10 protein-coding genes are annotated in these 13,781 nt (G+C 60.5%); 5 read left to right on the forward strand and 5 right to left on the reverse strand.

Going from position 1 to position 13,781, the window contains the following annotated elements:
- The first annotated feature begins 70 nt into the window (after positions 1-70).
- From G518_RS0106515 to G518_RS0106530, 4 genes are all read left to right on the forward strand, one after another.
- Positions 71-2,197: an acetate--CoA ligase family protein gene (locus tag G518_RS0106515; RefSeq protein ID WP_084651536.1), complete on the forward strand. Its 2,127-nt coding sequence runs from the start codon at positions 71-73 to the stop codon at positions 2,195-2,197.
- Positions 2,198-2,210: 13 nt separating this feature from the next.
- Complete coding sequence (locus G518_RS0106520; RefSeq protein ID WP_028601829.1) at positions 2,211-3,035, forward strand: enoyl-CoA hydratase/isomerase family protein; 825 nt, start codon at positions 2,211-2,213, stop codon at positions 3,033-3,035.
- Between the two features lie 123 nt (positions 3,036-3,158).
- Positions 3,159-4,124, forward strand: coding sequence for a Bug family tripartite tricarboxylate transporter substrate binding protein (locus tag G518_RS34170; protein WP_051236138.1), 966 nt, complete (start codon positions 3,159-3,161; stop codon positions 4,122-4,124).
- Positions 4,125-4,150: 26 nt separating this feature from the next.
- The gene (locus G518_RS0106530; protein WP_028601830.1) at positions 4,151-5,701 is read left to right on the forward strand and encodes an acetolactate synthase large subunit; all 1,551 of its coding nucleotides are present in this window, start codon (positions 4,151-4,153) and stop codon (positions 5,699-5,701) included.
- A gap of 42 nt (positions 5,702-5,743) precedes the next feature.
- On the opposite strand, the gene G518_RS34175 is transcribed toward G518_RS0106530, so the two are convergent.
- The gene (locus tag G518_RS34175; protein WP_169457906.1) at positions 5,744-6,334 is read right to left on the reverse strand and encodes a TetR/AcrR family transcriptional regulator; all 591 of its coding nucleotides are present in this window, start codon (positions 6,332-6,334) and stop codon (positions 5,744-5,746) included.
- Between the two features lie 263 nt (positions 6,335-6,597).
- On the opposite strand from G518_RS34175, the gene G518_RS0106545 reads away from it, so the two are divergent.
- Positions 6,598-7,200 (forward strand): TetR/AcrR family transcriptional regulator, encoded by a 603-nt coding sequence (locus G518_RS0106545; RefSeq protein WP_028601831.1) that lies wholly within the window; start codon positions 6,598-6,600, stop codon positions 7,198-7,200.
- 248 nt (positions 7,201-7,448) lie between these two features.
- Here G518_RS0106545 and G518_RS0106550 read toward each other — a convergent pair whose 3' ends face one another.
- From G518_RS0106550 to G518_RS0106565, 4 genes are read right to left on the reverse strand one after another with little or no spacing between them, the layout of a single operon-like run.
- A complete protein-coding gene (locus G518_RS0106550; RefSeq protein WP_028601832.1) occupies positions 7,449-8,420 on the reverse strand; it encodes a hydroxymethylglutaryl-CoA lyase in 972 nt (323 codons plus the stop codon).
- A gap of 22 nt (positions 8,421-8,442) precedes the next feature.
- On the reverse strand, positions 8,443-10,437 hold the full coding sequence (locus G518_RS0106555) for an ATP-binding protein (RefSeq protein WP_028601833.1): 1,995 nt from the start codon (positions 10,435-10,437) through the stop codon (positions 8,443-8,445).
- 21 nt (positions 10,438-10,458) lie between these two features.
- Positions 10,459-12,069 (reverse strand): acyl-CoA carboxylase subunit beta, encoded by a 1,611-nt coding sequence (locus G518_RS0106560; RefSeq protein WP_425414277.1) that lies wholly within the window; start codon positions 12,067-12,069, stop codon positions 10,459-10,461.
- Entirely contained in the window at positions 12,066-13,424 is a 1,359-nt protein-coding gene (locus tag G518_RS0106565; RefSeq protein WP_028601835.1) for a phenylacetate--CoA ligase family protein, read from the reverse strand. The genes G518_RS0106560 and G518_RS0106565 overlap by 4 nt, the downstream gene beginning before the upstream one ends.
- Positions 13,425-13,781 lie beyond the last annotated feature (357 nt).

The raw sequence follows: 13,781 nt of genomic DNA on the forward strand, positions 1-13,781 counted from the left end.
TTCAAGGTGTGAATTTTTTCCCTAATTTATTCATGGATTGATCCATACATTAATTTATGAGAAGAACAACATGAAAAGCCCGGAACGCCCTCGGTCAGATCGTCCAATGCCTTTGCGTCATCTTCTCGCTCCGCGCTCCATTGCGATCGTTGGTGCCTCGGATCGGCCCGGATCGATTGGCGAGATCATTCTGAACTCGCTCAGGAATCTCGGATATGACGGTCAGGTCTGGCCCATCAATCCAAAGTATCCAAAGTTATTGGGTTATGAGTGCTTCGCGTCCCTGGGCGATCTGAGTGAAGTTCCGGATGTGACGGCGATCTGCCTGAATGGCAGCAGCGCTCTCCACGAACTTGGCAATCTCGCGAGGATTGGCGCGAGAGCCGCAGTGATGTATGACGGTGGGTTTGCAGAGGCGGGGGAAGAGGGCCAAAGGCAGCAGGAGCAGCTGTTGTCCATAGCGCAGAACGCTGGTATGGCCGTTTGCGGACCCAACTGCATGGGTATTGTGAACCTGGTTGATGGCAGTTCAACATACAAGCTGCCTATCCTGGATGGGCGAGCGCTGCGCGGAAATATTGGCCTGGTGTCTCAGAGCGGATCGATCACGATTGGCCTTCTGAGCGATACGCGCAGGTTCGGCTTCAGCCATGTGGTTTCCGCGGGTAACGAAGCCGTCGTCACGGCAGGGGACTACGTTAACTTTCTGGTGGACGACGAAAATACAGAAATCATCGCGCTATTCCTGGAAGCGGTGCGTAATCCGGCTGAATTCAGATCGGCACTTCTGAAAGCGGCCAGAACCAGAAAGCCGGTAGTCGTCTTGAAGGTGGGCAACAGCCGGCGGGCTATGGAAGCCGTGGCCAGCCACACAGGAGGGCTCGCCGGCGAAGCGAGGGTTTTCTCCGAACTTCTCAAGACCGTTGGCGCTATCGAAGTGGCGTCGCTTGATGAAATGACGGAAATCCTTGCCGCCTTCCAGGCCAAAAGACTTCCCCAGGGCGAGCGGATCGCAGTGGTCACCGGGTCGGGTGGACACACCGAACTGGTGTTGGACACGGTCGACCGTGCAGGCCTGAATCTTCCCCCGATGCAGCCTCGTGAAATCGAATCCATGCGTGCGGCGATTGGACACTTTGCGGGCGATGGAAACCCGCTTGACGCGTGGGGAGCGGGTGACGTCAGTGCCAACCTGAGAACGGCACTGCAACACTTCTCTTTGTCCCCGGATTACGACGCCATTGTCCTGTGCAACGAGAACAATGAGAACGCGGCGATTGGGCGGTCGGAGCTGGCATGCACAGTGTTTGCACAGTCAGCGGCGACATCCGAAAAACCTCACTACCTCCTTAATACCCGGCCTGGCTTGATGCATACGGGAAATCTGGAGCTTTTGGGTGGCGCGGGTGCGGCGATGCTCGGTGGCGTCCGGCAGGGGCTTTCCGCCATCGATGTGCTTGCGCGTTGGAGCCGCACGGATGTGCAATCTGCGGAGCTACCCGTGCCTCGGGGCGAGAACGTACTGGCTTCAATGGGCGCAAGAACGACGGTCAACGAGTACGACGCGAAGGCGCTGCTTCGGGAGTTCGGCGTTCCCTGTGTTCCTGAACTCCTCACCAATGACTTCACGGTATGCCTGGCGGCGGCGGAGCGATTCGGATGGCCGGTGGTTCTTAAGGTGGCATCCGATGAGGTACCGCACAAGACAGAGGCGGGCCTTGTCGTCCTCAGTATTCAGGACGCCAGCGACCTCAAGAACGCTTGGGACGTGCTGTGCACCCGCTGCGCAGCGATGGGTTTGTCCAAAGACCACCTCCTCGTTCAGAAGATGGTTAAGGGTGGCATGGAGGTGTTCCTTGGGGTCAAGCGCGATCCAGCCTGGGGGCATGTACTGGCATTTGGGGTTGGCGGGATTCTGATCGAACTCATAGACGAGTTGGAGTTGAGATTACTGCCGGTAAGCGAGGCCCAGGTCCGGGAGATGCTGACAATCGGCCGCGCCGGGAAACTTCTTCAGGGATTTCGTGGAAGGCCTGCCGGCGATATCCAGGCTTTGGTCGACTGCACCTTGGCCGTGTGCAAGTTTGTAGCGACCTGCGGCGATTCACTCGAAGAGATGGACTTGAACCCCATTCTGGTGCTTCCCCAGGGGCAAGGATGCCTGGTGGTTGACGCCTTGATCAAAGCGAACTCTTGAAAGGAAATCCCGAATGAGCACACTCGTCACTTACCACTGCGAGGACAAAGTGGGCGTCGTTACGCTTCGCCGTCCCGACAAACTGAACGCGATAAACGCCGCATTGAAAGAGCAACTGATCGCGGCGCTTGAAGGTGCAGATACAGATGACGAAGCGAGCGTGGTTTTGCTGGAGGCTGAAGGCCGTGCCTTTTCAGTGGGGTTCGACATTGTGGGCGCGTCCAGCGACGATGCAAGCGCTCATGACCCGTTTCGCTGGGAATCGATTCTTCGCAACAGCATGCGCATGGCCCTGGCCCCTTGGAGCATGAACAAGCCCGTGATCGCAGCGGTCCAAGGTTATGCGCTTGGAGGAGCGTGCGAACTTGCAATGATGTGTGACCTGACCATTGCCGCCGACGACGCCAAATTCGGAGAGCCGGAGGTGAAGTTCTCTCATGTGGGGCCAGTGATGGTGATGCCCTGGATGATTGGCCTAAAGCGCGCGCGCGAACTGGTTTTCTTCGGAGATTTGATCGATGCGAAGACTGCGCTGGATTATGGAATGGTGAACAAAGTGGTTCCTGCAGCGGAACTTCCCGCCAAGGCTCGCATGTATGCACAACGTCTGGCCCTGGTTTCTCCAGAGGCCCTGCGCTGGGCGAAGCGTTCCATTAACCGCGGCGCCGAGGTGGCTGGGATTCGGACCGCGATTGAAGCGGGGGTGGATAGCTACATCAGCCTCTATGCCGGGCGGACCAAGGTGAATGATGAGTTTGCCGAGCGCGTTCAGAAGGACGGTCTGAAAGCGGCGTTGGCCTGGCGCGAAGACCAGTTCAAAGCATTTGACTTCACCTGAATTCAAAGAGCTCTCTGACACTCAACAGATGGAGCAAGCCGAACCCATTTACCTTTGATATTTCGCCATGCGTTTCTAACCTCAACCATCACGCGCATCGTTGCGCCAGTAAAGGAGCCCAATATGTCCCCCCGAAAGATTCTTCTCGCGACAATTAGCTTTCTCATGGCCGCTTGTGCACAAGCGGCCGACTGGGCTCCAGTGCGTCCGATCAAGATTACAGTGCCCTACGCTGCTGGCGGTTCTGCGGATGTGATCGCCCGGGTGCTTGCCGAAAGGCTTCAGGCGCAATTGGGACAGCCCGTGATCATTGACAACAAGCCGGGAGCGGGCACGGTCATCGGCGCCACGGCCGTCGCGAAAGCCCCCGCTGACGGATACAACCTGCTCTTCGCAACATCAACGACATTGAGCATCGTGCCGCTGGTGCAGAAGCAAATTCCCTACTCGCCATCTCAGTTCATCCCTGTGGCCGGGATCATGTTGATGCCTTTCATGCTCGACATCAATAAAGATCTGCCGGTGAACTCTCTTAAAGAGCTGGTGGCCGTCTCCCGAGGCAAGCCTGGCGTTCTCAACTACGGCACGCTCGGAAATGGGAGTTCCAACCATGTGCTTGGAGCCTTGCTGTCCAAGGCGGCTGACGAGTCGATGGTCTCCGTTCACTATGTGGGTGCTGCTCCCGCGTTAACGGCTCTTTCGCGGGGCGATATTCATGTCTACTTTGACGGCATCCCGACATCGATCCACAAGGTGGCCAACGGCGAATACAAAGGAATTGCCGTGACCAGCAAGACTCGAGTGCCGGGTGCACCCAATGTTCCCACAGTGTATGAGCAGGGGTTCCCAGAGCTGGGACTGTCGGTGTGGTACGGGCTGGTTGCGCCCACCGGCACCCCTCAAAACGCGGTCGCTACGATCAACGCTGCCGTCCGAACCGCTGTGGCGGATGCACGCGTCTCGGGAATCATCACACGCGATGGTTCCCAGCCGTTACAGCTAGATCCGCAGGCCTTCCAGCAACTCATCGAGCAGGATGCGGTGGGCTGGCGCGAGGCCTTCTCCAAACTGAAGCTGAAGCTCGATTGATCTCCGGTGTGGACAACGGATTCTCTATGAACGGTGCCGAGACGCTTCTTCACACCCTGGTTAGAGGCGGGGTAACCACCTGCTTTGGCAATCCGGGAACGAGCGAGGTCCACTTCGTGAAGGGCCTGGACACCGTTCCTGAGATGCGCTGTGTTCTCGCCCTGGCTGAAAACGTCGCTACCGGCGCTGCGGACGGTTTTTCGCGAATTTCCGGGGGCACTGCCGCAACTTTGCTCCATTGTGGGCCAGGACTTGCGAACGGACTCTCCAATCTGCATAACGCGCAGAAAGCTGGCAGCTCGATTGTCAACGTAGTGGGAGACCAGGCGCAGTTTCACGCGCCTTTGAACCCCCCTTTGGCATCTGAGACGCTGAACTACGCACGTACTGTTTCGGCGTGGACACGGCAGTCGAAATCTTCACTCTCAGTAGGCACAGATGCTGCCACCGCCATCGCTCAGGCAAGAAGCGGTGGTGGTGCAATCGCCAGCCTTATCCTCCCCTCGGATGTCTGTTGGGGGCCAGGAGGAAGCATAGGTACGGTGGCACCGTTCGGCCCCCGGCCGAGTGTGCCCGACGAAGCGGTCTCTGCCGCCGCCAGTCTTGCCGGCTTTGGCTCTTCGACTGCCTTCATTCTGGGCGATGACGCCCTATGCGGCGACGCGCCTCGCTTCGCGGCTGCGATCGCTGCGAAGACGGGTGCCATCGTTCTGGCGCATAGCTTTATTCGCAGGGTCGAGCGTGGGGGTGACCGGCCTCTGATCGAACGGGTGCCTTACGCCGTGCCACCTGCACAGAAGCTGTTTGCAGACATTCGAAATGTGGTTCTTGTTGGAGCCCAACGCCCGGTTTTCGCTTTTGCAGGTCCAGATGGGGTTAGCGGCCCCGAGGTACCCGGTACCCTCTTCAGCAGTCTGGGGGCGGCGGGTGACGATATCGAAGGCGCGCTGCGCGAGGTGAGTGCCCGGCTTGGCTGCGAGTTGTTGAAACCGGAGTCCTCTTGGGCCTGGGATCCTATCGAGCGAGCTCACGGAGAGATATCTTCCCTGGCGTTCGGACAATCGCTGGCGGCGTTGATGCCCGAAGACTGCATCGTCGTGGATGAAGGTGTGACTTTCGGGCGCTCGGCCTACGGGGCTACGCACTGCGCGCGACGCCATGATTGGCTTCAGTTAACAGGCGGGGCCATAGGATCCGGGTTGCCGCTTGCAACAGGTGCTGCGATTGCAGCACCGCAGCGGCGCGTCGTCTCTCTCCAGGCTGACGGTTCAGGCCTCTACACGGTGCAAGCTCTCTGGACGCAAGCTCGTGAGCGGCTGGACATCACAACAGTCGTTTTCTCGAACCGGAAGTACGAGATTCTCTTCAATGAGATGAAGCGAATGGGTGTAGACCCAGGCGCGAGCGCGGACAAACTCTTCTCGCTTGAAAATCCGTCACTTGACTGGGTACGCATCGCGCAGGGCTTCGGCGTTGAAGCGGCGACGGCGTGCACCATGGATGAGTTCAACGATCTTTTTCTACATTCACTGACGCGTAGCGGACCCTTCCTGATTGAATTGCAGATTCCCAACTGACAAGCTTGCAGCGCGGCAGTGTTACTGCAGGGCCTTGCCTCATCAGACCGATTTTTTCTCCAGAACACGCATGACAGAGTCGGATGCGAAAGCCGTCCACTCCTTGTGCGCTTCATCGTCTAGCGCCTCACCCAGAAACCGGGACAGCGTGTACCGGTTCGACACGAAAAAATATCCCGAGGCGAGGATCATCAGGTAGATGTGACGAGCCTTTACACCGCGCCTGAATAGGCCAGTGCGCTGACCTTCGGCGACGATCTTCTCAATGCGTGTCAAAACAGGGGAGACCGCGCCGCCGGGCTCCAGCGGCCGGCTTTTGGCCAAATGCCGTCCCTTGTGCATGTTCTCATTATTGAGAAGCACGATGAGTTCGGGATGAGCCATGTAGTACCCAAAAACGAATTGAACGATTTTGGTGATGGCCTTCTTCGGATCCCCCAGATCAATCTCCAGGGCTTCTTCCGCCGCTCCCATGCGCTGGTACATTTCTTCTAGTGCAGCGGTGTAGAGTCCCTGCTTGTTGCCGAAGTAGTAGTAAATCATCCGGTCAACAGACTTCGCCTCTTTCGAAATCTTCTCTATGCTCCCCGCGTCGTACCCATATTGCGAGAACACCTTGATCGCAGCCTTCAAGATGGCGGCTCTCGTTTTCTGGCTTAGCGGCTCTAACTTGGGCCGTCCGCGTCCTGGTTTCTCTGAGACAGGGTCAGTCGGCAAATGCTTGGCGGTCACTTCGGAATAGCTCCATGCTGCGTGTTGGCTTCAAGTGTGCCATGGCGCCAATTCTTCAGGTTGAGCCGCGCAGTTGGGTGGCCGGGTTGATGCAGGGCCGCGTTATCTGAGATCATCGAGGTCATGCACTGCACCGCTTCTCTCAACCTCGGGACGGCCGCCTGATGGGACGCCCCGCTGGCGTTAATGGCGCCGACACCTTACGCGCAATCCGCAAGGCGGCGGTCTCGCGCATCTACCGCCACGGATTCGAGGCGATGAATCTGCGCGAGCTAGCCACTGACGTGAACCTACGCCTGGGTTCGCTCTACAACCACGTGCCGCAGAAGCAGGAGTTCCTGGCCTCGTTGCTTGAAGGCGTCATGATTGAGTTGCTAGGCGATCTTGATGCGCGCATGGCGGGTCTTACTGACCCGATGAAGCGGCTCGAGTGCTTTGTGCAGTTCCACATCGAGTGGCATACCGTGCGCAAGGAAGAGACCTTCATCGGCAATATGGAATTGCGCAGCCTGTCTCCGCCGCAGTACGAAAAGGTCGTTGCCATGCGCAAGCAGTACGAGGCCCACTTGCGCAAGATCTTGATAGATGGGGAGAAGGCCGGCCTATGGAAACTGGAGGACAAGGCGGTGACGACGTTGGCACTGCTTTCGCTTTTGACTGGCATAGGCGCCTGGTATAGCGAGGAAGGTCGGCTCAAACAGCAACGGCTGATCAAGATCTACCAGCGGCTGGCCAAGCAGCTTCTGGGCGTTTCGGTGAAGGCCTAAGAGCGGGGGGCGCAGAACTCAGCGACCTGTTATAGCGGCACGAGGTTAGCTCATCATGCAGCGTCGAAAAGCATCGTGCCGAGTTGCGTTCGATCGATAAAGAACCGTTCGGGCTGAGCTTGTCGAAGCGTTGCGCAAGGCTTCGACAAGCTCAGCCCGAACGGCTTTATTGCTTGACCGAAACCATAGACCTTCAGAACAGCCCCCTCTCAATGCGAGCGGTTTGTATTTTTGAAAGCAGATTGATATCAAGAGGTGCCAGGCGTGCCGTGCAGATGCTCAGGTAGTCCGCTGTGCATCAGCCGTCCGTCGAGCCTGCGCCCGATGATTTTTTCAGCCAACCGCGCAGCGGTGAGCAGCTTCTCCAGATCCAGGCCGGTTTCGATGCCCATCTCGCGGCAGAGAAAGGCCAGGTCCTCGGTGCAGATGTTGCCAGACGCACCGCCGTGCGCATTGCCGCAGAACGGGCAGCCGCCCAAGCCCGCGATCGAGGCATCAAACAAGTCCACGCCCACCTGCAGCGCAGCCAGTGCATTGGCCAGCGCGAGGCCACGCGTGTCATGCAGATGCAGGCCCACCCGCGCATGTGGAAGGATCTCGCGAACCATCGCTACGCGCCGTTGAATGGCAGCCGGGTTGGCCATGCCCACTGTGTCAGCCAGGTAAAAATTCTGGAGTTTGAAGCTCTCGCTTTGCTCCAGGCTGGCGACGAACCGCAGCGAGCGGGCTAGTTGGTCTTCACTGATTGCGCCCTCGATGTGGCAGCCGAAGGCTGTCATCACGTAAGCAGTGTCTATGGGAATTCCCACGTCGCGGTAGCGGTGCACCCAGGCGCGCTGTGCCTGGGCGTGTTCTTCCATGCCCATGCCGTTGTTGGCGCGACTGAACGCATCTGAGGCGTAGAAGTAAAGGGTACCCGCGAGATCCACCTGGCCCGCAGCGCGAGCACGCTCGAAACCTTGCGGGTTGAGCCACAGGCCGGTGTACTTCACGCCCTCGCGCTTATTGACGGCCGCGAATAGTTCGGCCGCGTCGGCCATCTGCGGAACGCGCTTGGCATTGACGAAGGAGGCGACCTGGATCTGCTTCAGCCCCGCGTCCGCGAGGGCTTCTACCAGCGAAGTACGTTCGGCGATGGAGAACCCTGCTGGCTCAATCTGGAAGCCCTCGCGAGGGCCTTCTTCGTGGATATCGATGCGCTGCGGTAGCTCATGTGTCATGGTCGATCTCCTTGCTTGGGTTCTATGCAGCGGGATCGATACGAAACAGGTCCTGGTGTCGCTCCACCCGCGCCTGCGTCGCGCAGCCGACCCAGCTCAGGGTGCCCGCCATAGGCGAGGTGATCGCCATTTCCATTTTCATCGACTCGATAGTGGCAAGCCGCTGGCCAGCGGTCACTAGCTGGCCGCTGGCGACGTGGACCCCGACCACGAGCCCCATCATCGGCGCACGCACCAGTCCGCTGTGTGCGGCGCTGGCGCCAGCCCGGGCATCGTGGGCCGGGCGGATGTCGAGCACGATTTGCGCTTCGCCGATCAGAGCACTCGCACGCTCGACGAAGCAATGCGCGCGCAGGCGCAGCGTGAGGCCATCGACGGTAACGGGTTGCCATCCGGACAAGGCCTCGTGTGCGGCGACGCGATGCCGTGTGCCATTGACGTCAACAACGAACTCGCCGGGGGCTGGTGACGGCGCGAAGCCGATCTTCCAGTCACCTGAGGATGAAAGCGCCTTGTAAGTCGCCGCTGCCTCGCTCTCCACACCTCCCCGCGCGATGCGCCACCCGGTTAACGCGGCGTCGTACCAGGCACCTGCCGTTGAGCCTGTCGAAGCGCGTTGCTGCGCGAGCCACAACGCCAGCAGCGCCGCCACGTGAGCTGTCGGCTCAGGCTGCGTTCCTCGTCGGGAAAGCCAGCCGTCTATGAACTCCGTTGTGACCCCGTTCGCCTGTACGTCGGCATCAGCCAGCAGGTCAAGCAGGAAGCCTCGGTTGCTGGTGACGCCCAGCACAGTTGTTTCCGCCAGGCCTTCGCGCAACTGCGCGAGCGCCCCTTTTCGGGTGTCCGCGTGCGCGATGAGCTTGGCGATCATCGGGTCGTAGTGCGCGCTGATCACGCTCCCGCTGGAGACGCCGGTGTCCGTGCGTAGTCCTGGCGCCATTTCGAACACCTCGACGCAGCCAGTGCTCGGCAGGAAGTTCTGCGCAGGGTCTTCCGCATACAGGCGTGCCTGCGCAGACACGCCCCGCGGATCTGCAAGCTCCTCCTGCGAGAACGGCAGGCGGCCTTCGGCCACCGTGCGGATCTGAAGTTCCACCAGGTCCAGCCCGGTCACGGCTTCCGTCACCGGGTGCTCCACTTGCAACCTTGGATTCACTTCGAGGAACACGGCGCTCTCGCCGGTCACAGCGAACTCGACGGTGCCCAGACCGCGATAGTTGACCGCCTTCCCCAGTGCCACAGCATGCGCCCATAGTTGCTTACGCAATGACTGAGGCAGGTTCGTCACAGGCGCTTCTTCAACGACCTTCTGGTAGCGCCGCTGCAGGCTGCATTCGCGGTCGTACAGGTGTAGTACCTTGCCTGAACCGTCGCCCAGGATTTGTACTTCAATGTGGCGGGGCTTGGAGAGGTAGCGCTCGGCGAGGAGCCGCCCATCCCCGAATGAAGAGCGGCCCTCGCGGATCGCCGCGGTGATAGCCTCGCGTGCCTGCAGGGCGTCGCGCACCACGCGCATGCCCTTGCCGCCACCGCCCGCTACGGCCTTGAGGATGTAGGGCGTGGGCAGCAACGAGACTGCTGCAAGCAAGGCCTCGACATCGTCACTCGGTTCATCCAGCCCGCCCGCTGTCGTGATGCCCAGTTGCACAGCCAGTTTCTTCGCCGCGGTCTTGTCACCGAACAGTGCAAGCACCTCGGGTGAAGGGCCGATGAAGGCTATACCGAGGTCAGCGCAACGACGCCCGAATTGCGGGTTTTCCGACAAGAAGCCGTAGCCCGGGTGCACCGCATCCGCGCCCACTCGCTGGGCAGCCGCTAACACGGCTTCGATGTCGAGGTAGCTCTGGCGGGCCGGGCCCTCACCGACCCAAACCGACTCGCCGATCTCGCGCACATGCAGGCCTTCGGTATCGGCGCTTGAATGGACGGTCGCTACACGCAGGCCCATACGACGCACCGTGCGGGCAATGCGGCAGGCGATCTCACCGCGGTTCGCTATGAGGATTTTCTTGAACATGGTTATGGCTGAGTTTCAGGGTCACATGCGAAAGACACCGAAGTGTGTCTCGGGCGTCGGAACGCGAGAGGCGATGTCCAGCAGCAGTGTGAGCGTCTCGCGCGTCTCAGCCGGGTCCAAGATGCCATCTACCCACAACTGGCGAGCGAAGTTGCGCGCGGCAGCGAAGGTTTCGTAATGCTGGCGAATGGGCGCCTTGAAGGCATCCTCCTCATCAGCGGTCCAGGTTTCGCCGGCCTTAAGGTTCTGGCGCTTGACCAGCGCGAGCGTCGTCGCCGCCTGGTCCGGTCCCATGATGGCGGCCCTGGCGTTGGGCCACATGAACATCGCGTTCGGCTGAAATGCGCGGCCGCACATGGCAAGATAGCCCGCGCCATACGCGCCGCCGGTGATGATGGTGAACTTCGGGACACGGGCCGAGCTCATCGCGGTGATGAATTTCGCACCCGCCTTGGAGATGCCGCCTTGTTCGGCTTCGCGGCCAACCATGAAGCCGGCCACATCGGAGAGGAACAGCAATGGCACGTTGCGCTTGCAGCACAGGTCGATGAAGTGCGTAGCCTTGGCAGCGCTTTCGGTGAACAGCACGCCGTTGCTAGCCAGCACGCCGACCTGCCAGCCACCGATGCGGGCGAAGCCGGTGATAAGTGTGTCGCCGAACTCGGCCTTGAATTCTCCGAGGTCCCCAGCGTCCAGGAGGCACTTGAGCAATTCGCGCATCGGTGTGGGCTTGCGCGTGTCGCGGTTGACGATGCCGTAGATGTCGGTCGGGGGGCGCGAAGGCGCAACCACCGGCACGCGATCTCGCAGGCAAGGCGGCATAGCAGGCAACTCCCCTACGAGGCGCCGCGCGATGGCGATGGCCTGTCCGTCGTCGTCGGCGATGTGGTCCGTCACGCCGCTCACGCTGCTGTGCATGTCCGCGCCACCCAGCTGTTCCGGATCGACCCGCTCGCCGGTAGCTGCTTGGACGAGCTGGGTGCCTGCCAGGAACATGAAGCCCTTGGCCCGCACGATCACGATTTCGTCGCACAGCGCCGGGATGTAGGCGCCACCCGCGGTGCAGGCCCCCAGCACGACCGCAATCTGAGCGATGCCTTCGGACGACATGCCCACCTGGTGGTGGAATATGCTGCCGAAGAGGCCCTCGTCTGGGAAGATGTTGGCCTGATCCGGCAGGAAAGCACCGCCGCTGTCCACTAGCGTGATGCACGGTAGGCGATGTTGGCGAGCGAAGCGCTGCGCACGTACATGTTTTTTGCACGTCATGCCGAAATAGGTGCCGCCCTTCACCGTGGGGTCGTTGGCGATCACCATGCAGGCGCGGCCCTGCACGAGACCCACGCCGGTAACAATGCCCGCACCCGGCGCGACGCCTTCATACAGGCCTTCGCCGGCCAGCTCGCCGATCTCGAGAAAGGGCGATCCCGGATCGAGCAAGATGGCGATGCGCTCGCGCACCAGTAGCCGGCCTCGTTGAATGTGCTTGTCACGAGTGGCCTGGGGGCCCCCGAGCCAGGCAGCGTGACGCGCGACGTGCAAGCTGGCCAGCAGTTCGCGGTAGGCCGCTTCGTTGGCGGTGCGTTCCTCGGCGTCTGAGAGCGCCTTGCTGGGTGTGGTCATGTCATTCATGCGTTGAAATCCGGGACCTTGCGCAACGTGAGGGCGACCTTTTGTGCGCCTGGCGCGTCAAAGAAGCCATGGCGAACCATGCGAACCTCGGCTTTTACCGCCAGCGCGTTGCGCACCCGTGCCTCTACGTTCAGTGCGGTGGCGGCGTCGTCGGATGCAGCGGCGCCAGCAGCGCGTTCCACCAGCAGCTGCAGGTTGCGTTGCGTGGTGTGGCCTTCGAAGTCTGCCAGTACGCGCATTACGCCGCCCACGGTTGGTTTCATCGACGAGACCACGTCCTGCACAGCCGAGGGGAAGAGATTCACCCCCCGCACTATCAGCATGTCGTCAGTGCGGCCGAAGCAGCGGATAGCTGGCGTGGTGCGGCCACCCGGCCCGCCCATGGCGGTGACAGTCACATGGTCACCGGAACGGAAGCGCAACACGGGCGAGGCCTGGCGCTGTAGAGAGCTGTAGACCAGCTCGCCGGTCGCCCCTTCTTTCCACTCGATGGGTTCTGCGGTTTCCGGGTCGATCAGCTCGGCCAGGATGAAGTCTGGCGCGACGAAGTACATGCCGCGCTGGTCGTCGGCCTCGGCCCAGTAGACACAGCCGAGGTCCGTGCCGCCCATCACCTCACAGCATATGGCACCCCAGTGCTCCTCGAGCCCCTGTCGGATTGCGGGGATGCCCCCACCCGGCTCGCCGCCAACCACCAGACGTTTCACGCCAATGTCGGTAGCCCTCCTGCCAATCAACTCTGGCGCCACGCTCGCCATGTACAGCAGGAAGTTGGGGGTGCCGACGATGCAGCGCGGGCGCGCATCGCGCGCGGCGACCAACAGCCGGTCTACGCCGCCATCCGCCCCGATGGGCAGGTCCACCGCCCCGATCTGGGTGACGCCCTGGTAGATCGGCACGCCGCCAACGAAGCCTTTGCTCATCGAGAATGCGTGCAGAACCCTATCTCGCGGGCGGATGCCGCAGGCGTAGAGGCCCCGCGCCGTCATCTCGGTCCAGTGATCGCGGTCCTCGCGCGTGAGGCCCACATAGGCCGGGCTGCCGGTCGTCCCGGAGGAGGCTTGCACCTGCACGATGTCGGCTTCGGGCGCCGCGCGGTGCAGACCGAGCAGGGGTGCCGCCTTGAGGCTGTCACGCAATTCCTGCTTGGTGGTGAAGGGAATGTGTTGCAAATCTGCCAAGCTGCGGACGCCGCCTTTGGTGATGCCTGCGTCCACGAGCTTGTGCTGGTAGAAGGCCGAATGCGCCAAGAGATACGTGAGCTGGGTTTGCAGCCGCTGTATCTGCATCGCCTGGATTTCGTGCCAGGGTTGGGATTCCACCGTGCTGAACGGCGCGGCTATGGCTTGCGTCATGTGGTCTCCTGGTGAACAACCAGAATTGCATTAATCGGTCATTTGTCCGTTTATGAATCCTAACATCATCTGTACGGCTTCAGCCAATGTTCTCGTCACCATCAACCACTCCGCCTTCGCAAGCCTGCTGGCCTTCAGCGATGCACGCCCAAGCATCAGGGCATTTGCGGAAGAACGTAACCAATCTGACGCGAAACGTGAGGCGTAGGACTCTCGGGAGAGCGTAAATATAGGCAATACATTGCCTATATGGCGAATAGAAAATTGCTGCAATGCATCATGATTTTTTGTTCTGATATCTTCGTTTTCCTAGCGTAATCCATGAGAACAAGACCGTGGCAATGGCTTGCGGTTACC

The organism is Ottowia thiooxydans DSM 14619 (assembly GCF_000422885.1).
Taxonomy (GTDB): domain Bacteria; phylum Pseudomonadota; class Gammaproteobacteria; order Burkholderiales; family Burkholderiaceae_C; genus Ottowia; species Ottowia thiooxydans.

Excerpts from the sequence above, each read along its gene's own strand:
- G518_RS0106515 (WP_084651536.1), top strand. The coding sequence starts at position 71 with ATGAAAAGCCCGGAACGCCCTCGGTCAGATCGTCCAATGCCTTTGCGT.
- G518_RS0106520 (WP_028601829.1), top strand. The coding sequence starts at position 2,211 with ATGAGCACACTCGTCACTTACCACTGCGAGGACAAAGTGGGCGTCGTT.
- G518_RS34170 (WP_051236138.1), top strand. The coding sequence starts at position 3,159 with ATGTCCCCCCGAAAGATTCTTCTCGCGACAATTAGCTTTCTCATGGCC.
- G518_RS0106530 (WP_028601830.1), top strand. The coding sequence starts at position 4,151 with ATGAACGGTGCCGAGACGCTTCTTCACACCCTGGTTAGAGGCGGGGTA.
- G518_RS0106545 (WP_028601831.1), top strand. The coding sequence starts at position 6,598 with ATGGGACGCCCCGCTGGCGTTAATGGCGCCGACACCTTACGCGCAATC.
- G518_RS0106550 (WP_028601832.1), bottom strand. The coding sequence starts at position 8,420 with ATGACACATGAGCTACCGCAGCGCATCGATATCCACGAAGAAGGCCCT.
- G518_RS0106555 (WP_028601833.1), bottom strand. The coding sequence starts at position 10,437 with ATGTTCAAGAAAATCCTCATAGCGAACCGCGGTGAGATCGCCTGCCGC.
- G518_RS0106560 (WP_425414277.1), bottom strand. The coding sequence starts at position 12,069 with ATGAATGACATGACCACACCCAGCAAGGCGCTCTCAGACGCCGAGGAA.
- G518_RS0106565 (WP_028601835.1), bottom strand. The coding sequence starts at position 13,424 with ATGACGCAAGCCATAGCCGCGCCGTTCAGCACGGTGGAATCCCAACCC.